Here is a 22485-nt window from a genome sequence, read left to right as displayed (position 1 = left end):
AATCTCTTCCTATTACTAATTATTAAAAATATTCGAACAATTAACAATCGGGTTATATTTGGTGGATTACTTCAATGTTTTTTCTTCTTTTATACATTTTTCGACAATATTCGTAAAAGAAGTTTATAAACTTCTGATATATTTATAAGTATTTCTTATATTTTTATAGATTTGATTTGTCGAAAAATTTAGTTTTTTGTATGATCTTCAGCTTTTTTAGGGATTCCAACTGGTATTATGTTATATAAAAAAAGAGAAGCCGATATCAGCTTCTCTTCATTCTTTGTTATTGTAATCCTAATTGTGTTAATACTTCATCTAAAGTAACGCCTTTATAAGCAGTTTTTGCTTTTGGAGCATTAGACACAGTTGGATTTTTCAGTCCAAAATTTTTAACAATATAATCCATATCCTTTTTATCTACTACTTTATCAAAGTTAAAATCTGCAGTTGCTTTGTTTGTACCCCAATATGTTTGTACTGCTAGTGCATCAAGTATATCAATCACATTATCTTTGTTTACATCTCCTGCTGCTGCAAGCGGTAAGTTCCAGCCTAATCTTTTTCCTACAATTTCACCACGTACTTCATCTGCTAAAACCATTTGTTTGTTCATGGTAAAATGACCAGGTACATCAACAGTTACAGTATACGGTTGTACGTCGGCTTTTAGGCCATCTGCATAATACTGACCTTGTTTATTAAAAATTGTTGCGTTTGCATTTGTTTTTCCATCATAAGAAGTAACCGATAATTTTGCACCAATCTTACTTAGGTCAATTGCGTAATTTGTATTTCCAGCTGAATCCTTAGCTCCCTCTACTTGCACTGATCCCTCTACTCTTGAATAATCTGACTTAACTTTAATGCTTTCCATATAAGAATATACATTCTTTGTCTCTACGTTTGATTGATCTATTGTTGATGCAGTCATAGAATACCAATCGTAAGGAGCAGCATAAAGTCCATTATTAAATACATTTTTATTAGTTTTCAAGTCGAAATCAAATATCTTTAAATCTTCTGGTAATGCTTTATTCCCTAAATAAGTAAACGTAAATGTATAGTTCGTATAGTACGTACTTGTTTGAACAGCATCTACAGAAACTTGTGCATCACCATACTGCTTTACTGCATCATTCACAACTACATTATCAATTGAAGCATAGCCATTAGAAACTGGTATTGTAATTTTAGTTGTTTTTAAATTTTTCATGTTATTTGCTCGAACGCTAAAGTTTACTGTGTCGCCTTGTGTAATGCTTCCTTTATTTGCCTTTAAATAATAATAAGGAGTATTTTGATCAACAAATACAATTCTTAACATATTAAATGCATTTCCAATAAAGTTTCTTGCATAATCCATTCCGTAAAATTGAACTCGTAAAGGTGCAGATTGTTTTCTAACTACAATTTTATCTGTGTAATTTCCGTCTTTATCTGTATTAACTGGATTTGACGGCCATGGGCCATTATAAAACGAAACAACCGCATTGTTTGATTGATCAACTGGAAGACCTAAACGGCTAGCTTCCTCAGTCTCAGGATCGTTTAAGTTAATGTTAAAATCATATAAGAATTGTCCATTTGAATCAAATTGACTATCTTTATATTCGATTACTTTTTGGTCTAGTGCATCAAAGCTAGAAGTCATTTTCGGAGCTCCTAGTTCGTAAATAAAATCAGAAGTCTTAGTAAATGTTTTACCTTGCTCATTTGTTCCAACTAGTTTTAACTTGTAATGTCCTGTTTTTGCAAGTAGTGGTTGACTGCCGATTGGATTCTTTGAGTCACCTGTAAATGGATAGTAAGTACCAGTGAATCCTCTTGTTACATAGTACATATAATTTTCATTTAACAGAATTGGTGAAAATGAACCAACTAATCCAAGATCTTCACCTGTTGTTGGGTCTTGTAATATTACATCTAATGTCTTCATATGTGATTTTAATGAGAATGAAAACGAAAGGAATGGCCATGCTTGTTCTGGCCAAGCTGTATCAGTTGAATACAATGGTTCGGCGTTAAGTGAATCAATTCCCTCAGTCACAACACGTCCACCAAATGGAATTTGATAGTTTTCCGTTGGATCTGCTGTATTCGTAAATGTAATATATCCTTCATACGTACCTTTTTCAGCTGTCTTTGGAATGTTTAAGTTAAATTTAATTGATTTTTGACTAATTCCATTTAATTTAACTGTTGAAGGACCCGATAAAGTTACATTGTTCTGAGTTGCATCCTTTGAGCCTCTTAAGCCAGTTTGGAATTTCACATCTACATTAAATGTTTTTGCTTTTTCGCTACGATTTTTTAATGTAACAGTACGTGAATCAGCAATATCTTGATCATCAAATCCAAATGAACCAAAGCTCATTCCACCTGTTAATTCTTGTATTGATTTTTGTTTTCCATCAATGATTGTAGACGTTTTATCCACTACTTCTAATTCCACATTTGAGTGGATTGCTTCATAAGCATCTACTCGTCCGCTACCTTCTTCAAAGACACTATATGCTTTTGATAATGGATCTGCTGTATTCATTAAGATTGATTTGATATCTTCTGGTTTTAAATCTTTCTTTGATTGTAGTAATAAAGCTGATACCCCAGCTACGTATGGAGTTGCCATTGATGTTCCTGAAAGTCGCTCATATGCGTACTTGTAATCTTCTGGTTTTGATCCATCAACCGTTTTATCGTTTACATAAAATGGTACGGTCGAAAGAATTGATACACCAGGTGCAGTTACTTCAGGTTTAATATCATAGTTCACTCGAGTTGGTCCTCTTGAACTGAATTGTGCTAGTTCGTCCGAAGCTGTTTTTAGTTTCGTGAAGTCGCCAAAAGTGAAGTCAGTTTTTCCAGCTTTAATTGCAGCTAAAATTGCATTTCCTTCATCATTTGTAACAGAGAATGCAGGGATTGCGTCTACTGATTCACCTAAAAATGCTTGAATTGCACCTTCTGCTTTATTTGTTTCGTCGTTATACATTAATACGCCAACTGCACCTTTTGCTTTTGCATTTTTAATTTTGTCAATTAATGCAATTGAACCACGTTTAATGAACGCAATCTTACCGTTTAGATCTTTTCCATTAAAGTTTGCTTGATTAGCTAGTCCAACATCAACAAGTTCATACGTTTTTCCTTTTAATGTTGTTAAATCATCTTTATAATTTCTTGCTAATTGTCGCAAAGTATAATTTTTACCATCCTGTACACCTGCATATTGGTAAATATCAAGTGCGATTGATGATGCACCAACGGTTAAAGCCAAAGCTGCAGCACCAGGTGATCCAACTGTGTACATTTGGTCCCCACTATTACCTGCCGCTACGACAGTCGTTACTCCGCTTAATACTGCATTGTTTACTGCAATTGAAGTAGCAAAAAGTGGATCATTCAAAGTTGCGCCTAACGACATATTTATTACATCCATACCATCTTTAACTGCTCGGTCGATACCGGCAATAATCGCATCAGATGTTCCGCTACCATATGGTCCAAGCACCTTGTAAGAATAAATATCCGATTCTGGAGCAGCACCAACAGTTTTATATTCACTATTCGCTTTACCACGACCACCAATGATCCCGGCTACATGTGTACCGTGTTCAGTATAATATGCACTGCCACTTATGAATTCTGATTGTCCTGATTTTTTCCAATCTGCATAGGTTGTTTCCATTGGGTCATTGTCATTGTTAACGAAATCATACCCACCTTTATATGCATCCTTCAAATCTGGATGGTTATAGTCAATACCTGTATCTAAAATCCCTATTTTAATTCCTTTACCTGTAAAACCTTCCGCGTGCAAACGATCTAGAGCGTCATAAGGTGTATAGTTTCCAACATTCGCTTCGTCTGCTTTTAACTGATCGTTTTCCTTAGGAGGATCAATTGAAAATGTTTTGTTACTCCAAACTGTTTTTACAGCTTTTGATTTTAATAGGTTTTTAACTTGGTTAGCTGGTAGACTCATAGACACACCATTAAAGGCATTCTTATATGAACGATTAATTGTATAATCTACTTTTTTAGTTTTGCCACCTTCTAATACTTGACCAACATCTTCAGCAAATGTCTCATGATCTTGATCGACTAAGTTTGCTGCTTCAGATGCAGTTAATGATTTACCTTCTACGCTTGCTTCAATTTGAGCAACTTTTGCAGGCTTATTTGCAAACTCAACAATGACACTTGTTTGTTCTGTTGAGTTTAAATTAATATCTGAAGAAATTTGAAGACCAGTTTCTTCATTAGTCGAAAGCTGTTCAAGTGCTGCTCTTTGCTCTGAAGTTAAGTTTGCTAAAATATCTTCTACATTTCTTGGACTTGCTGCTTTAGTGCTAGTAGTTACTTGTCCAAGTGAACCAAGAATAAAACTAGATGTTAAAGCTAAAACGGTAAAGCTTTTTAAAAACTTTTTTTCTGTCTTTTTCCCCATTTCTCTTCCTCCTAGAAAATTTACGACAAAGTAGATTACTACATTGAAGTACAAAAATATTCTTACTTTGACAAAAATATGGATTATTTCCCAAAAAATAAACAAACAATTTGTCTGTTTATCAAACTTAATTATTGTGAATTTTCAATCTTTTATCAATCGGGTTATAGAGTCCCTATATCACAGGGTTTATAGAATAACCCGAGCGAATTTCGACAAATTTCTTGGCTGAAGTTTATAAACATTTGTTATAAATTTTGATATTTTTAAAATAAATTCCATTTACTACTAACAAAAAAAGTCTATAGATAACGAATACTCGTTATCTATAGACTTTTAATTTAAAGCTTTATGCATCAATTTAAAGTTTTTATCTACTTCAATTGCTTTTTCAAATTCTTTATGCTCGACATAATGATTATATAAAATCTTTCCATATTGCTCAAAAAATGAGCTATTATTAGTGGCAATAAGCTGTGGCACCACTACTTCAGCTAAATATAGATAATATTGACTTAAATTTTTTTTACTTTTCAAAGCTAATAATTTATACAGATTAAAATAGATTGGACACGATTTTTTAGCTAACTTTGTCCCTGTTTCTATTTTTTCTAAAAGATTCTCTTTTTTCATTAACTTTCCATCTAAACATGCTTCAGTAAAATGATATAATCGTCTTAAATATTTTATTGATGATTTATCAGTTAGTAAAAATGCTTCTTCAAAGTAACTAACTGCTTGATCAAATTCCTTTCTTTTATAAAACTCTTCTCCTAAGTTAAATAAAATATTTATTTTACTTTCATGAGCACCTATAATCACACAATTATGAATCAAATTCTTATAGTTTTCGACTAACACTAAAAAGTCAATGTCTCTTTCACTATCCAATTGCATTAGCATTAAGATTTGAGCATTCATAGCACTCACATGATTATATGTTCTATTAAAGAATTGCAGTGCTTTTTCAGCATAAGTAAATGCTGATATTTTTGCCCTTGCATGATGGTAAGCTAGCGCTAAGTGATAGTAATATTCCTCATTTTTATATTCTGCTATGTTAATTTGTTTTAAAAGATTCACAGCAGTCTGACTTTCTTCACCCTGGGCAGTTCTAAATGTACTAATACAATATAATCCTTTAATGTGTAAAAGATGATTTTCTTCATAATTTGATAATGACTGAAACTCTTTTTCTACGTTCTCAATTATATTTTTTGCTTCTTTAAACATATTTTTGAGAAGATAATATCTCCCAGTTGTTAGCATATAATTTGCCGCATGTTTAGAAGCCATGACAAACGGATTTTGATCTAATTCTAATTTAATTCCCTCAATTTGTGCTGTTCTATGCATAATGATTGCTTGATTCCAATCATTTAAGTGCTTTTCAATTAGACAAAAAGATTCGATTTCTTTGTTTATATCAATTTCTAGTTTTTGAGCTAATTTGTATATAATTTCAGGAGATAATGTAACTTTTCCACTTTCAAATCGACTAATATACGCTTTACCACAAATTCCTTCACCTAAGTTAGACTGACTAATTCCTTTTTTCTCTCGATAATATTTGATGATTTCTCCAACTAACATATTTAGCCTCCTCTATACTAGGCAACATCCAAATTGAACAAAAAAGTATCATTTATTGTAAATTTTTCTAAATATAAGAAAGCACTTGATAAATCTAAAGATTTGATTCAACATTAGAACGTATTATTTTTCAATTACATTGGAATCAATCGAAAAAATAGAATAATACTATTAGTTAAACCCAATTCTATATTTGCAAAATGATTAAGTAAATTTACAATTTTTAAATATAACTTCACGATTTCTAATATAAAAGTTGAAATAATAATTCTATATTAGAAAAGTTTTAGTTCATGTATGAAAGCATAAAGGTGGTCAATGTAATGCATTTAGAAAAACTAGAGATTTTAGTAGAAGTCGCTAAAGCTGGGTCGATTTCAATCGCTGCAGAAAATCTTCATATAAGTCAATCGGGTATAAGTCAAGCGATTACTAAAATAGAAGAAGAGTTAGGAATAAAAATCTTCAATCGATCTAGATTAGGCGCTAGATTAACAGTGGATGGAGTACAAATCGTGGAAAAATCACAAGAAGTACTCTTAAAATACGCAGAATTAAAAGAAATAGCACAGAAAAGTAAAGATACCCAACTCAGTGAACTTAGGGTTTCAATGGTACCTGCTTTTATAAATTACTTATTAACACCGTTAGTTGATTTTAAAAACCAACATTCAAATTTGCATATAGACATATTAGAAAATACTACTGAACGTACGATTGAAGTTGTTAAAAAAAATCAAGTAAATATAGGAATCATCTGTCTTTACGAAGGCATTATGAAAGAGTTAGAAGAATTTCATTACGAAGGATTAGTAGATGGAAAGATGAAAGTATATGCAAAAAAAGATTCCCCTTTTGCCATTACGAAAAAAATAACTCCTGAAGAAATTCTTCAGCAAAAATTTGTTCTATATAATGGTGATTATATAAGATGGTTTACAAATAACTTCCAACATAAAATTGGAAAATTAGATATTTTATTTTCTTCCAACCATCTTGAAGAGTTATTACGAGCAATTTTAAATAGCAATGTAATAACATGGGGACCAAATTTTTCATTAAAAAATCATCCATATTTATCGAATGGTGAAATCGTTGAAATTGATCTCGTAAATTACGATCTTGTAAACTCCGAGCTTGGAGTAATCACTTCTAAAAAGAAAATATTATCAAAGGTTGAAAAACAATTTATCAATTTCTTGAGAAATGAAATCATTTCATAATAAAAAAGGCAACATTTCCAATGAAGAAATGAGCCTTTTTTGTTTTACCAATATATTATTTGTTTTAATTATAATCTTTTAAGTCAACTGATCAATACTATCCAATCTTTCAAAAATCATTCTTGATTATTCGATTGTTCTTTTTCCTTCTTTCTTTTTAGGAAGACAATTAACCAAATGATCCCTATTAAAAGTAATAATCCGCCTCCGATATAATACCAAAAATGATTATTTTTTATTTCAACTGCTTTATTATTCAAATCTGTTGCTTCTTTTCCAATTGTAAATAACTTATCCCATTCCCATACTTGAGTTCCGATGATCGCTTTCATCTTTAATCGGTAAGTTCCGGGTTCAATTGGATTATTATTTAAATCGATTGCGTAATCGAAATTTGAATTAGGTGCCATGCTCATCTCAGTTTTTTTCGAACTATATAAAACTTTATTGGACCCTTTTTTAAAGATTTGCGCATCTATACTCATATCCTTCGCAATGGAGGATTCGCTGTTTTGGATTGTCGCAGCAATTGCTGTACGATAATTTACTAGTTTAGGTTTAATGTCAAGCAGATGTAGATCCGGCTCGACTTCCTTAGTGTTTTCCGATAATTTTATTCCTACCACATATGCGTATTCATTTTTTATATTAATGCTCTCACTTTTAGAACTTTTTTCAGTTTCTTCGATTTTTTTCTTAAAGTGGGCTGCTCCTAAAATAACTCCATCATATTCATCTTCCGGCATTGTAATCGAAAATGACACTACCTTTGATTTACCTGGTGGAATAACAACTTCTTTTTGAGGTTCTTTTATTAAGCTAGTTAATGGATACTTTAAAGATTTATCTGCATCCTTACTATTCGATTCAGAGTAATCAATCAGTCCATTATCATTTGTTGTTGCAAAATTAATATTCCCTTGGATTGTTTCTTCTTTTTTACTATTATTAAAGACCTCGATTTTAAGATCCTGTTTTTGTCCTGGAGACATTTTTAAATCAAAATAAGATTTGAGATGATCAATTTGATTTGTTGGAATGATCGCTTTTACAGAAAAATCGATATTATTCTCTGCTTTTACAGATAGAGGGATGAACGATAAAGTTAACAGAATAGCAGAAAAAATTAGCAATAATTTTTGACGTATAAGATCCAATTTTATATTCCCCCTTTAGAATAGAGACTTTATATCATTTTCACTATAAGACATTTAATAACGTTTCATCTAATAGGTTCCAAATAATATAAAGTCCATTCCATTAATGGTTATTTTTCAAATTAACTACTATAAACCCGGAGCATCCGTTAATGTCCACGTAATAGTTGCCTCGTGGTTCCCAATCGTTGCTGAGCCTGCCGGTATCGTCAAAGTGACATTATCATTTAATGCCCCATCATTCACTTCTGGATTTGGTCCAAGCCAACGAGTTACCCATGTACCATAACCATTACCTGGAGATGCGGAAACAACAGGTGATGCTGTACTTCCGTCTGTATTTAGAGCAATTGATTCAGTTGCTACTGGAGACCCACTTGTACTTAATGAAATAACGGAACCATTTTTAAATGTAATGATTGCACCAGGTAGAGAATCTGCTGTTCCATTTGTAAATTTACTTGCTTTAGCAGTTACTGACCAACCTGCCCCTGTACCACGGCGATCTGACACTTGAATAAATGGCTTTTTAGATTTAGCCGAATAGACTTCTGTTTTATTTGAAATCTCATTTACTCCGAAATCAACTGATGAAACATAATCTAATGTTAATGAACCAGCATTTCCTGTTGGTGGATCTGTTGGATCAGTTGGACCTGTTGGTTCTAATGGTTCAATTGGATTTGTAGGATCAACAGGTGTAACTGGGCCTGTTCCAGCAACGAATGTAATTGACCCTTTTGAATTTCCTACAGATGATACCTCCGCAAAAGTTGAGTGAGCAGCTCCAACTAATGATGACATCCCTATTACACTAACAAGCGCGACTTTTGTAAATTTCATTTCACATTACTCCTTAAAATTTTTTTGTTTCAACGATGTCATTATATCGCTATAGTGAAGTGATTCACATGATGTTTTTTACCTTTGATTTAGGTAAAAAAAATATCCTGTCTTCATTAAAAATTCACATTTAACTCTAAAAATCGCATAAAAAGGTGTTTTCCAATAGATAAATAAACTTTCACTGAATTAAGACGGAACATTAAAAGCAATAATAGTAATAAATTGGACAAAATTTTGGAGATTTTGAATGGATAAATCAACTAAACGGAAATTACAAATAATTAATATTTTGAGTAAACAAGATAAGTGGTTTAAAACAGAAGAATTAGCAAATGAGTTACTTTGTACTGAAAAAACAATTCGAAATGATTTACAGGCAATTAACACACACCTACCTAAAGGATGGCAAATTGAAACAATAAAAGGTAAAGGAATTTATATTAATAAACCAATTTCTTCATCGATTAATGAAATTCGTTCACTTTACGTAAAAAATTCATTGAGTTTTCAAGTTATTATGCTCATACAATTTACTCAAATTAAAAGTATTGCAGAATTAGCAAATGCGCTTTATACACAGCAACCTGCTGTCTATTCAATACTTGATCGAGTTGAGGAATTATTGGAGGCCTACCATTTAACTTTAAAACGTGGCCCACTCGAAATCGTAGGAAGAGAATTTGAAATTCGGCTATTGTGTGGTGATATCCTAGATGCTTTATGCGCTTATTCGGACGATAAAGACTGGCCACTTGAAGCATTCTCATTTCAAGTTATTAAAAAAATTGTATTAGACACTACTGAAAAGTTTAAATTATTCCTATATCCTTCTACTACCAACAAGTACGTCTATTTACTTGGTACGATGTTATATAGAATCGAAAAAAAAATGCAACTTGAATTAACTGATGAATCGATAAACAAGATTTTAGAATCAAATTATTTTAAAATTGCTAATGAAATTTGTAATCATTTGGAACATCAATATAAACATCATATTTCTATGAATGAACGGATTGCTTTTTCATTATTAATTTCAACTCTTCCATATTATAGTTTTGACAACATGGAAAAAAACGAATTTCTTTATTTATATCAAAATCAAAAAACAAGGTATTTAAAGGAACTCTATCACTTAGTTGAACTATTAAAGGAAAAAACAGGTATATCGTTAGATGAAGACGAGGAGTTTCTTTACACATTACATGACCAATTCCAAAGATACTCGTTCATTTTATACTCAATCGATAAAAAAGAACCATCCTATTCAATGGACCGCTATGTTAAAAATCAGTATTCAGACCTATATAAAAAAGTATCAAAAGCCTTACAAATCTGGACGAAAAAATATTCATACCCTGACATTACTAGAGATAAAATTGCGAAAGTTGCATTAAATGTTCAAGCTTCTAAAATTAATTTCTCATCATTAAGGAAGAAGGTTTTATTATTAACAAGTAATGGTCCAGGAGTACATCGTTATATTGAAACGAAATTGGTTACTGCTTTTGGTCATAAAATTGATTTTATTCTTCCTAAATTAGGTGAGTTTGAATCAACAATTATAAATGAACTAAACATTGAATTTATTATTTCTGATTTCTTGCTTGAAGGAGAAATCATTCATCCAATCATTACAATTGACCCTATTCTTACGCAAAGAGATATTGATCAAATTTCAAATTTCTTAAGTAACTCGACATAAAAAAGTAAGGCAAAATAAGCCTTACTTTTTTTGTATTTTGACTATCTATTTTTCAAGTGTTGTTTAATAAACTGTGCAATTTCAGCGTTCGCTTGCTTACTAATACTCGAAGCCTTGTCCATTAACTGAAAATCATGAAACATTCCTCTCCACACTTTACATGTAACCTCTACGCCATTAGCATTTGCTTTTGCCGCATAAGCTAAAATATCATCGATTAACTCTTCCCTTGCGCCAGCATGGATCAGCATTGGAGGTAAACCTTTTAAATCACCATAAAGTGGTGAAATTAAAGGATTTTTTCGATTATTATTCCCTACGTATGTATCAACAATATTGATATCATTTCCATGATAACTCGCATGAATACTATCTAAATCTGAAGTGTATAATTGACTTTCTTTCGTTAAGTCAGTCGCTGGAGAAATCCCTACAACAGCTGTTGGATAGTTTCCATTTGAAAATTTTATTTTATTTAACAAAGCAAATGCTAAATTGCCACCAGCACTATCCCCAACAATAACAACTTTAGAATTAGGACCAGTATTTTTCCCTAAATAATTATAAACTTTTTCAACATCGGTTAATGCAGCTGGATATGGATTTTCAGGTGAAAGTCTATACTGTATCGTTAGTACCCTATAACCTGTCTCTCTAGCTAAGATTGTTCCTAAATTCCTCGAAAAACCTAACCCACCTCTGGACCAACCTCCGCCGTGTATATAAAAAACAATCTTATCTTCTGAAGATCCATTTGGAATTAACCATTCCACTTTTGTTCCTTCAATATTATCTCCCTTAATTTTAATATTCGAAGGAGTTGGGACTATTTGTTTTTCAATTTCGATTCGTTTTTGCTCTAATGATGCTGTTCTTCCTTCTTTTGCTTTTTTTATATTTAATGCTCTAAGAGCTTCTGAGACTTTGTCGGGTTTTTCATTTTTATAGATAAGGGAAGCATTGCTTTCACTTTTTACAGTACTTTTTGAAGCAACTAAATAATTTCCGATTAACATACAAGTCACTACTGAAAGAAATATAAACGTTTTTTTCAAATTAGATCCCTACTTTACTGGTATTTCTAATTTTAAATTTCCATTTTCTCATGATTTACTCGGAAATAAAAAAGGTGCACATAACTTGTGCACCTTTTTAGCGTATAGACACTAAAAAGTAGGTAAATTACTTAAATTATTTGTAGGATCACCATCAGGATAAGAACGAAGTGTTTTATGTGGATTATCTCCACGAGTTAGACCTGTGTTTACATCTTCAATTTGTTCAAGTTCTGCCATCGCAATGGCTTGTTCGATCCCGACTATTTCACCATTTTGAAATTTTACATCTGTAATATCACCATCGCCATTTTTTCGTACTGCGACGATATGTAATTTATTTGGATCATCTTGATGTTCAGGATGTCCGATACCACGATTTTGAAACGACATACCAACACACCTCCATTTATTAGACACAAAAATAGTATGGCGAGATGAAAATATGTTTATTCTTCCAAATTATTACAGACTTAAGTTTGTTAAATGTTTCACAATTTATTCACAGACAAATTTGTACAAACAATATACGATAGGTATGTAATCATTAATCCAAACAACTTTCGAAAGAAGGGAAACATATGACTACTGTTTTAGGAATGACAAGAGAAGGCAGATTAATTCACAAAATTGGTGATGGTTATTACCGATATACAAAATTAAACAAAGACGAACTAAAAACATTAAATATACTTGTTGGTGAAGGTATGGCGACTGTCGTAAAAAAAGGGATCGGTTATGCGGCTCTTGTTAAACTGACTGATCAAGGCAAAATTATTAATCACGAATGTTAATTTTCATTGATTAGAATAAATGAATTAATACACCCATGAAAAGTCTTATACGTTTAAAAACCCCCATTTTTTTACCCCTTTAAAAGCTTACATAACTAAGCATACTTAAAGGGGTAAAGTTTTAATAAGAAAACTATGTTATTGATGCATTCTTTGGTGAATCATTTGTTTATGAAAATGGCAAAATAAAATTTATAACGCTAACTATTGCCATTTATTCGCCTACTAAGCCATCACCATCTCGATCATCCATATATTTATAGAGCCATGAATCGCGCGTAATTGGCATTTTAAAGCCAGCAGCTTTGGCTTCAGCGATTGTAACACTTCCGTTATGATTGGTATCCACTTTACTAACATCTTCATTACTATTTTTCGTTTTATTTGAAGGTACATTGTTTGTTATTGGTGGCGTACTGCTCACATTTGTCGTTTTCCCTAAATTTTTGTTCACTTCATCCGGGTTTACATTGTCAAATTCATCTGTAATGGATCTGCCCTGAATTTTGTATGTGAATTTATAATGGTTAGGAATTTGCGTCTTAGTATTTGGATATAGAATCACTGCTACGAAATCAGTGCAACCTCTTGCATCTCGAATCACTTTTTCCATATAAGCTTGATCACCGTGCCTATTAAGATTGCTGTTCTGAGGTGTAATGTTATATGCGTTTGATACTCCACCAAGCGAGTCTGCAATCACATGCCCTTTATCCAAGATCGGACTCTCTGTACCAGGAACATTTGCTTCATCAGCGTAATATCTACCTGATGACAAAACATGATCAGTATTCGAATTTTGAAGTGTTATCTTTTTCGCCTCAACACGTATTAGCTGACCGTATTCATTTGTATACGCCCAATATTCCCGTTCTCCATATCCAACATCTACTTTGACATTCGGCTGTCTATGTCCCGACATATCCCCGCCGTTTACTACAATTAGGGTATATTTGCTGTAATCAAATCCGCCCGTTGTACCTGTTGCCTTTGAAGTGCTAGATGCAGGAACACTTTTGTTTGGTTCACTATCACTCGTTGGTTTTTCTTTGTCATCGTCAGATGTAGTCTTATTAGTTTCAACTGTCTTAGAAGCCGTGCTCGTTGGAGTTTCCACTTTTTTTGACGACGTCTGTTCAGTGATATTTCCGCAACCCACAGATACTGATAGTAAAATCACAGTAAATAAAATCAAAAATATTCTTTTGTTCACACTTCTGCACACCTTTCTCATGTTTCTACTCTATAAAAATCATATTTAAACGATATCACATTTTGATCTTTTGTTGGAATTTATCTATCGTTAGTATTGAAACAATATGAAACTATCCCGCCATTTACATCAATAAAAAAAGCCGAAATACCGACCGTAATCTTATACAACTAATGCAATGCATTAGTTGAATTAGAATTTAAAAACTTATTGTCTTTTTTGGTAAGTACTTTGGTTTTTTTATAATAAATGCAACTTTTTTGCCTCTCTTAAATCTTACATTATTAAGCCAATAAATAAATGCATCTTCATTATAACTTAGTCCGAATTCTTCTGATTATTGTGAAATCGGTTTTTGGAAACTTGTTCAATTTTAGTAATCTTTTCGTGTTCAATTTGGTGGTTTGTAACTAAATTAAAATCTAACCATTTCTTTTTTGGATGAACTCCCCCAAAAGAAGATTTATTCAAAAGATGAATAGAGGTCTTTTTAAACTCAATTTCAAATGCACCTATTTCTTTCAATAAATCGAGGATTTTTGAATATATTTCATAAACATTAGATGCCTTATTTGAGAATAATTCATCTTCTGACATATTGTCATCTCCTTATTTCTTCTTACCATAGAAGATAGTATTAACATATATTTTGCCTCTTTTTACATCATTTTACAATTATCTTTATTCAATTAATCTGCCAGGTAGTTGCATAAGAAAATCAACAATATATCTTAACAGAGCCTAAAAAAAACGCTATCTCATAATGAAGATAACGTTTTAGACTGATTTCAACTTTGTTCATTTAAAACTTGTGCCAACCCGGTAAAAAACTTTAATGACTCCGGATTAGCCATTGAACCTTGATTGACAACTTTTTCAGGAGAAAACCCTAATAATATTTTACGTATTGGAACTTCTAATTTTTTGCCACTTAATGTTTTTGGAATTTGTTCAACTTCATAAATTTCATTAGGTATAAATCGCGGTGAAACCTTCTGTTTAATTTCTACTTTTATTTTTTCCTTTAATTCATTTGTCAAAACAACCCCATGTTTTAGTACAACAAATAATGGCATAAATGACTGACGGCCTAGTAGTTCTAAATCGATTACTAAACTTTCCATTATCTCATCAAGTGACTCAACAACTCGATAGATTTCGCTTGTACCTAGACGTACTCCATGTCTATTTATTGTTGAATCTGATCTCCCATAAATGACACAACTACCTTTTTCATCAATTTTAATCCAATCTCCATGTCTCCAAATACCTGGATAAACTTCAAAATAACTTTCAAGATAACGATCATTATACAAATCACCCCAGAAATAAAGCGGCATGGACGGCATAGGAGAAGTAATTACTAGTTCTCCCACCTCATTAATAACTGATTTTCCCTCATCATTAAATGATTGTACATGAGCACCTAATGAACGAGCTTGAATCTCTCCAGCATAAACAGGAAGAATCGGTGAGCCTCCAACAAAAGCTGTGCAAACATCAGTACCTCCACTAGTTGAAACAAGCCAGATGTCATCTCTTATATTTTCATATACCCAGGAAAATCCTTCGACTGATAGTGGGGATCCCGTTGAACAAATAGACTTTAATTTAGAAAAACTATGTCTATCTTTTAGCTTTATTGCGTGCTTCTCACACACACTTAAGAATCCTGCACTTGTGCCAAAAAATGTTACACCTACTTCTTCTGCAAGGTCCCATAAAACATGTAGACTAGGATAAGTTGGGCTTCCATCAAACAATAATATCGTACTGCCAGATAACAATCCGCCAACTAATTGATTCCACATCATCCAGCCAGTAGTAGTAAACCAAAACATGACATCATCTTGATTTATTCCTTGTTCAACTACTAATGTCTTAAGTTGCTCAACTAATATTCCACCTTGACTTTGTACAATTGGTTTAGGCAACCCTGTTGTCCCCGATGAAAATAGAATCCATAGTGGATGATCAAAAGGAACACTTTCAAAAGTAAGTTCACTGCTTCCCACTAATAATTCATTCCAAAGAACTGTTTCAACTTCCATTTTCGACTCATCAAAATTTACATAAGGCACTAAAATTGTCTTCTTTAATGTAGGTAATTCAGACTGTAGCTCGTCAACGCTTGATAGCCTATTTTGAATTTTTCCATTATAAGAATAACCATCCACTGCAAATAAAATAGTCGGTTCGATTTGTTTAAATCGGTCAATTACACTACTCGTTCCAAAGTCTGGTGAACAGCTAGACCAAATCGCTCCAATGCTTGCACAAGCTAAAAAGGCAATGATTGTTTCAGGGATATTAGGCATATATGCCACAACTCGGTCCCCAGATTTAACACCTAATTCTCTTAAAGAATTTGCGACCAAGCCTGTCTTTTCCTTAAGCTCTTTCCAACTTATTTCTGTTTTTGGAGTAATTTCTGATTGAAAAATTAATGCAGGTTGGTCTCCTTTATCATTTCGAAATACATGTTCTGCATAATTAATTTTTGAGCCGGTAAACCATTTTGCGCCTGGCATTTTTCGCTCTTCAAGAACATGATCGTATGGTGCATGTGAAATTACATTACAATATTTCCATACGCTTTCCCAAAAGGACTCTAATTCATCGACAGACCATTTCCATAACTCACTTTGTGTATTGAAAAATAGGTTTTTTTCATTTTCGAGCCAGTTCATAAAATGGCTAACTCCAGCATTTTCAATTTGCTGCCTAGTTGGTTCCCATAATAAAGCACCTTCAGTAATCGCTTTCATTATTACTCCTCCTAAATTAGCAATCTATTTATTTTAAGGACACAGTAACTGCGTATAACTCAAACCTTTTGATGAAACTCACTATAATCTTTCCATTATGTATAAGCCAAATCTATTTTTCTAAAAATACTTAATATTTAAAAATTAACTATTATACTATTACACACTAAATTCACTGTCAATATCGAGAATGAATCATCGCTCAACTAAATGCACCTTTATAAATTGAGCTTTCATATAGCGTTCTAGTTAAATTAACCCAAAAAACTTCATACTTTATCCTCATTTAGACACTGTTGATATTTAATTTGATTAAATGTAATATATTAATTGATAATTCTGCAGGTTATTATTTCCAATTTTACCATTAGTTACCATAAATATATTATAGCTCGTATATCTCCAGAAATATGGTCTGGGAGTCTCTACCTAATTCCCGTTAAGAATTAGACTACGAGGTAATTTTTACTTTATTAGTAAAAAAAAGCTGAATTTAGTAAAGGATAACCATATCCCTTTGAATAGATCCTTTTAAATACTCTATTAATCTTAGACTATTTAAAAGTGCGTATTCTTCACCTATTTGAAGGGCTTTATATCCCTTTAAAATTTCAACTTTTTTTGCGAACCAAGATAAAGTAGGACTTATCTCATTAGTGGAGAATATGTCCTACTTTATCTTGGTTTTTTTATGTCATTTAAATGTTTTCTTAAATTACTGTTTATAGAAGGGGTTTATTGATATGTATAAGGCCATGTATCATACTTTTGACCACCTAAGATTATCTGACAAGCAAACGCAAGTAGCGAATATTGCGTTCTTACATGACTTTAATGCAGTTTTAGAATCCCCCCATTTAAAAAAATTAGCAAAAAAAACACAGTTAATTCCCAACTCAGAGCATTGCCATAATCGTTTGTCCCATACTATTGACGTATGCCATGTTTCAGGCTTAATCGTGGAACATCTTAACCATTATTTTCAAGAGAATAATATTACACCCATAAATAAAGATTTAGTAAAGGCTATTAGTCTAGCTCATGATATTGGTCATCCACCATATGGACATACCGGTGAACGAGCGCTAGATGAAATGATGAAAACTATGGGTGGATTTGAATCGAATGCACAGAGCGTTAAAATTTTAGTTAATAGTTCGGATGATTTTAAATACAGGACCCTTACAGCCTTAATGAAATACAAAACCAAAATTCCTTTAATTAGAGAAGAATATAACGGTTTAATCAAAGGCTATTACGGGTATATGACAGACTATTTAGAACCCTTATTTTTGACATATCAAGAAAATGTCATTGAACAATCGATTGTAGACATAGCAGATACATTATCTTATGCCCTATCAGATCTAAAAGATTTAATTCAATTTTATGGAGAAAATAGATTTGCTCAATTACTTAACAAATATTTTACTGAAGGCGCGATGCTAGAAGAGGCAATGCTTTTTTTCTCTGAAATTAGTAGATCTGAATTACTTTATTTCATTCCAAAGATTATGGAAGACATTAAAAATAATATACTTGGGGAAATTTTACAAAATTACCGAAAGTTCCTATCGGAACCACTACAAACTATTATCCATGATTTTATAGATACATTAGTGATCAAGATAAACTATGCACAACCAATGTATAGTAAATTGAGTCTCCCAATAGAAAATGAATTAAAACTTTTTCTATTAAATCAAATTACAAAGAAATGTTTCTTAGAAAGAAAAGTTAATAGAGAAATAGATAAAAAGATTACTCATAATATCCAGTTCACCTACGATTATCTTTTTAACTTAAATAGTGAGGATTCTTTGTTGAAATTAGATAAGGAAGTCTTACAACAGTTGATCAATATCTCAAATGTTATTGAGCGTTCACGTCTTGTTTGTGATGTAATATGTCATTTAAGTGATATGGAGATTGGAAATTTTGTAAGAAAATCTAACAAAAAAATAATTGTAGTATAACAGGAGGAAATAACATGAGTACAAATGTAAAACAATCTGTCGAGCAGTTTAGTTTAAATAGTAAAGAGTATTATGAAAACAGATACGAATTATATGAAAGATTACGAAACGATGCACCTGTTTTTTGGCATGAAGAAATGCAATCCTGGTTTATAACTAGGTATGAGGATGTGTCCAAGAATTTACTAGGAGATAAATTTATTTCAAGTAATGTAATTCCCAATAAAATGAGTAATCTCGCTGAAGGAGAAGATCAACATTTTAAAGATATAATCGATATCATTAAGACTTGGATGGTCTATAATGATCGACCAGTACATTCACAATTAAAAGGTTATATGAACAGAGCCTTTTTAGTTAATGAAATCGATCTTATTGCTCCGGAAATTCAGAAAATTGTTTCTACAATCGTTGATAAAGTACTTGAAAAAAACATAAGTTCATTTGACTTTGTAAAAGAGATCGCACACCCTATTCCTGCGATGGTACTTTGTAAAATGTTAGGAATTCCTGGTGAAGAAGTTGACAGATTCATTAAGTGGTCTGATGATATCGCATTATTTATGCAAGATTTCGTTGTGTCTCATGTTCCTAGTAAAGAAATTAGTGAACAAGTTAGAGGAAGTGTAAGAGAAATTTGGACATACCTTTCAGATGCGATTGCGGAAAGACGAAAAGAAAAGAAAAATGATTTGTTAAGTAGGTTAATATCTGAGACTCCTGGTGAAGATGGTGAACTTACTGATGATCAATTAATTGCACAAACAATGCACTTAATTTTCGGTGGACATAAAATTCCTCAGTTTGTGTTAAGTAATACATTACATCTTCTATTTAAGAATCAAGATGTTCTAGAAATGCTTAAAAATGATATGTCTCTTCTTCCAAAAGTATTAGATGAAACAATGAGACTAGAAGGGCCAATCCAATATATTGTTAGACATGCTTCAAATGATATCGAATTACACGGACAGCAAATCAAACAAAATGATTCTGTTTATTTCTTCTTAGCTTCTGCTGGCCGAGACGAGCGAGTATTTGCAAATCCTGACAAAATGGATATAAGTAGAACAGGTTTCCGTCATGTAGCTTTCGGTGGAGGTTATCATACTTGTATTGCTGCTGCTTTTGCTCGTGTAGAGATCATGGAGATTCTTAAGGAAGTAATAACTCGTTTTCCAACAATCGTCTCATTATATGATTTAGAAAATCCAGAGTGGACTGCAAACCCTACTTTCACTGGAATGATCCAGATGCAAGTAAAAATTTAGCAGTCTGAAACTCAACTCAAGTTTTTGGACTCTGTTACACAATGATAGGAATAGAACAAAATTCTATTCCTATTTTTTCTAAGTTAGAGGTGATTAAAAATTGAATAATTGCAAGTTTCATAATACCACCATTTTAGTTGTTCACGAAATTTATGGTATTAACAAACATATAAAAGATATTTGCGACAGTTTAAATAAGTTAGGATTTACAGTTGTATGTCCAAATCTATTAAGTAATATTGAGAACTATTGCTATAAAGATGAAAAGAAAGCTTATCAGCATTTTGTGAATGAGATTGGGTTTGAGTTAGCTACTAATAAAATGATCACTCTTGCAAAAGAACTTCGAACTAAGTGTGCTAATTTGTATATTTTGGGTTTTAGTGTAGGTGCAACGATTGCATGGCTATGCAGTAAATATGACGGGTTATTTGATGGAGTAATTGGATTTTATGGTTCGAGGATTAGGGACTATTTAGAGGTTAGTCCAAAATGTGAGACCTTATTAATATTCCCAACGAAAGAAAAATCATTTGCCCCCGAAATTGTCCTAACTGAATTGAAAACAAAAGATAGGATTCAAATTATTAAAGTAGAAGGAAGTCATGGTTTTACCGATCAATCAACTTCTAATTATGATCAGTATGCTACTGAATATTGTTTTCAAAAAATGCATGATTTTATTATGAAACAAAATAATAATTTTTCCGAAACTGGAGGAATCAAATGACCGCTCAAAGATGGATGTCTTTACAGTTTTTTGGGTTTTTCTTCACTTTCGGAATCTTCGTGCCCTATTGGTCTACTTGGCTAACAACAAGTAAAGGTTTTACAGCTGATGAAGCTGGACTAATCATTGCTTTAGGATTAATAACAAGGTCAATAACAACCTTTTTTATTTTTCCATTTATAAGTAGATACCTAAATTTAGCAAGATTAAATCAAGTAGTTTCCTTAACTTCTGTTACGCTATTAATCATATTAATCCCGTTTAATAGTTTAATTGCAGTAGCTTTTATTACAGTTTTACTAAGCCTTGTTTATCCAATGCCTTTAGCTATGTATGAAGCTATGGCATCTATCCTTATTAGGGAAAGCAAAATAGTGTATGGAAAGAGTAGATCTTATGGTTCGATTGGCTATATTATTTCTCTATCATTAACTGGAATAATCATATCTTTAAAAAGTGAAAATGTAGTTATTTACTTTTTGATCATTGGATGTGTTCTACTCTCTTTCTTAACATCCATTAACGCTCCTTTACCATTAAAAGCAAAAATAACATCAAAGAAAGTTCCATTGTTTAAGTTGTTTAAATCAAAAGCATTTTTAATAGTATTAGCGATCTGTATCACTCTTCAAGCTGCACATGCAGCATATTATAGTTATGCTGTGCTTTTTTTGAAAAATATTGGGGTGAAAACTAGTTTTACAGGATTCATCTTAATCATTGCAGTAATATCAGAAATTGTTTTCTTCTATATATCAGACTCTTTATTTAAAAGACGATCTGTTCCAGTTTTATTACTGTTTAGTGTAAGTGCATCCATATTAAGATGGGTATTGATCTTTTCTTTTAACAGTATTTCAGTTTTTGTATTGTCTCAATTATTACACTCTATTACGTTTGGGCTTACTCAGTATGCCTTTGTGAAATACTTAGATGAAAACATTGAAAATAAGTACTTCCCCTTTGCTCATGGAATTTATGCAGCTCTAGGTTTAAGTTTAGGTAGCGGTATTTTAACATTAGCAAGTGGTTACCTCTACTCTATATCTCCATCTTTTGCTTTTTTAGGTATGGCATTAGTCTGTATCCCCTGTTTAGGGTTGTGTTATTTTTTGAAATTAACATTAGGGGATCAAAATAACTTAACAGGAGAGATAAGTGAAAATGTTACTAGTAAAAGAAAAAGTGTATAGTACTAACAAGTCTGTAAAATCTAATGAAACGATTCATACAGAAGTATTTCAAATGAATGAAGAAAAAGTGATTAAGTTAAAATTTTTGAGTTCAAATTCTCCTAGAAATCAAGGTATCGGATTTATTTCAGAAAATGGAATATCAATCAATGATGCCCCAAAACAAAAAACAGTTATTATATGGAAAAGTGAAATTCAATCAGAACTGATCTTAAAATGCTCTAGTGGCTTTTTAAATGTTTTTAATGTCTGGGAAGAAGAACGAATGATTGGATTCCATGATTTTCAGTCTGGTATGAGAATCAAAAAAGAGAAAGATGTCATGTTCTACAGTTGTAATGATGCTTTTGCGAATGGTGATTTCACCTCTCTAGTATTCTCGCTTCAAATACTATAAAGCTAAATAGATTGAAAAATTCATTTACAATGGAGCAGAGTTGAATTTTTTCAACTCTGCTTTTTACTAAAAATTTTATATTTTCTTTTCCTTAATCCAATTCATCTTTAC

The 22485-nt window shown here is 32.0% G+C and carries 17 protein-coding genes and 1 riboswitch; of the genes, 8 read left to right on the top strand and 9 right to left on the bottom strand.

Annotated elements, in window-relative coordinates:
- Positions 1–286: 286 nt before the first annotated feature.
- Both V5E38_RS01765 and V5E38_RS01760 read right to left on the bottom strand, forming a co-directional pair.
- Positions 287–4453, bottom strand: a complete 4167-nt coding sequence (locus V5E38_RS01765) for a S8 family serine peptidase (RefSeq protein ID WP_499211974.1) — start codon at positions 4451–4453, stop codon at positions 287–289.
- 336 nt (positions 4454–4789) lie between these two features.
- On the bottom strand, positions 4790–6046 hold the full coding sequence (locus V5E38_RS01760) for a helix-turn-helix domain-containing protein (protein ID WP_499211973.1): 1257 nt from the start codon (positions 6044–6046) through the stop codon (positions 4790–4792).
- A 323-nt stretch (positions 6047–6369) separates the two neighbouring features.
- On the opposite strand from V5E38_RS01760, the gene V5E38_RS01755 reads away from it, so the two are divergent.
- Positions 6370–7269, top strand: coding sequence for a LysR family transcriptional regulator (locus V5E38_RS01755; protein ID WP_499211972.1), 900 nt, complete (start codon positions 6370–6372; stop codon positions 7267–7269).
- A 116-nt stretch (positions 7270–7385) separates the two neighbouring features.
- Here V5E38_RS01755 and V5E38_RS01750 read toward each other — a convergent pair whose 3' ends face one another.
- Both V5E38_RS01750 and V5E38_RS01745 read right to left on the bottom strand, forming a co-directional pair.
- Positions 7386–8426 (bottom strand): WxLIP family cell surface protein, encoded by a 1041-nt coding sequence (locus tag V5E38_RS01750; RefSeq protein ID WP_499211971.1) that lies wholly within the window; start codon positions 8424–8426, stop codon positions 7386–7388.
- Positions 8427–8555: 129 nt separating this feature from the next.
- On the bottom strand, positions 8556–9269 hold the full coding sequence (locus V5E38_RS01745; RefSeq protein ID WP_499211970.1) for a WxL domain-containing protein: 714 nt from the start codon (positions 9267–9269) through the stop codon (positions 8556–8558).
- A gap of 250 nt (positions 9270–9519) precedes the next feature.
- Here V5E38_RS01745 and V5E38_RS01740 point away from each other — a divergent pair, with 250 nt between their 5' ends.
- Positions 9520–10977: a BglG family transcription antiterminator gene (locus tag V5E38_RS01740; protein WP_499211969.1), complete on the top strand. Its 1458-nt coding sequence runs from the start codon at positions 9520–9522 to the stop codon at positions 10975–10977.
- 41 nt (positions 10978–11018) lie between these two features.
- On the opposite strand, the gene V5E38_RS01735 is transcribed toward V5E38_RS01740, so the two are convergent.
- Both V5E38_RS01735 and V5E38_RS01730 read right to left on the bottom strand, forming a co-directional pair.
- Positions 11019–12032, bottom strand: coding sequence for an alpha/beta hydrolase (locus V5E38_RS01735; protein ID WP_499211968.1), 1014 nt, complete (start codon positions 12030–12032; stop codon positions 11019–11021).
- Between the two features lie 111 nt (positions 12033–12143).
- Positions 12144–12425 (bottom strand): DUF3892 domain-containing protein, encoded by a 282-nt coding sequence (locus tag V5E38_RS01730; RefSeq protein WP_069032911.1) that lies wholly within the window; start codon positions 12423–12425, stop codon positions 12144–12146.
- Between the two features lie 188 nt (positions 12426–12613).
- Between V5E38_RS01730 and V5E38_RS01725 the strand changes: the two genes are divergently transcribed.
- Entirely contained in the window at positions 12614–12826 is a 213-nt protein-coding gene (locus V5E38_RS01725; RefSeq protein WP_097978475.1) for a hypothetical protein, read from the top strand.
- Between the two features lie 214 nt (positions 12827–13040).
- Here the strand turns inward: V5E38_RS01725 and V5E38_RS01720 are convergent, their stop codons facing one another.
- The 3 genes from V5E38_RS01720 to V5E38_RS01710 all read right to left on the bottom strand — a co-directional run bounded on the left by V5E38_RS01720 (position 13041) and on the right by V5E38_RS01710 (position 16807).
- Positions 13041–14060 carry a DNA/RNA non-specific endonuclease gene (locus tag V5E38_RS01720; RefSeq protein WP_499211967.1) on the bottom strand — a complete coding sequence of 340 codons (1020 nt, stop codon included), beginning with the start codon at positions 14058–14060 and terminating at the stop codon, positions 13041–13043.
- A 297-nt stretch (positions 14061–14357) separates the two neighbouring features.
- Entirely contained in the window at positions 14358–14636 is a 279-nt protein-coding gene (locus V5E38_RS01715) for a DUF5655 domain-containing protein (protein ID WP_499211966.1), read from the bottom strand.
- 191 nt (positions 14637–14827) lie between these two features.
- The gene (locus V5E38_RS01710) at positions 14828–16807 is read right to left on the bottom strand and encodes an acetoacetate--CoA ligase (protein WP_499211965.1); all 1980 of its coding nucleotides are present in this window, start codon (positions 16805–16807) and stop codon (positions 14828–14830) included.
- Between the two features lie 372 nt (positions 16808–17179).
- A riboswitch (purine riboswitch) is annotated at positions 17180–17281 on the top strand.
- Positions 17282–17550: 269 nt separating this feature from the next.
- Here V5E38_RS01710 and V5E38_RS01705 point away from each other — a divergent pair.
- From V5E38_RS01705 to V5E38_RS01685, 5 genes are all read left to right on the top strand, one after another.
- Positions 17551–18783 (top strand): HD domain-containing protein, encoded by a 1233-nt coding sequence (locus V5E38_RS01705; protein ID WP_499211964.1) that lies wholly within the window; start codon positions 17551–17553, stop codon positions 18781–18783.
- Positions 18784–18797: 14 nt separating this feature from the next.
- Positions 18798–20054, top strand: coding sequence for a cytochrome P450 (locus V5E38_RS01700; protein WP_499211963.1), 1257 nt, complete (start codon positions 18798–18800; stop codon positions 20052–20054).
- A gap of 100 nt (positions 20055–20154) precedes the next feature.
- Positions 20155–20784 (top strand): dienelactone hydrolase family protein, encoded by a 630-nt coding sequence (locus V5E38_RS01695; RefSeq protein ID WP_499211962.1) that lies wholly within the window; start codon positions 20155–20157, stop codon positions 20782–20784.
- Positions 20781–21977, top strand: a complete 1197-nt coding sequence (locus V5E38_RS01690) for an MFS transporter (protein WP_499211961.1) — start codon at positions 20781–20783, stop codon at positions 21975–21977. The genes V5E38_RS01695 and V5E38_RS01690 overlap by 4 nt, the downstream gene beginning before the upstream one ends.
- Positions 21949–22374: a hypothetical protein gene (locus V5E38_RS01685; protein ID WP_499211960.1), complete on the top strand. Its 426-nt coding sequence runs from the start codon at positions 21949–21951 to the stop codon at positions 22372–22374. Before V5E38_RS01690 ends, V5E38_RS01685 begins: the two co-directional genes overlap by 29 nt.
- Positions 22375–22485 lie beyond the last annotated feature (111 nt).

It is taken from the genome of Rossellomorea sp. GAMAL-10_SWC (genome assembly GCF_049568075.1).
Lineage (GTDB): Bacteria > Bacillota > Bacilli > Bacillales > Bacillaceae_G > Gottfriedia.
Note: the sequence above shows the minus strand (reverse complement) of the source record. Positions and strands in the feature narration are given on the sequence as shown.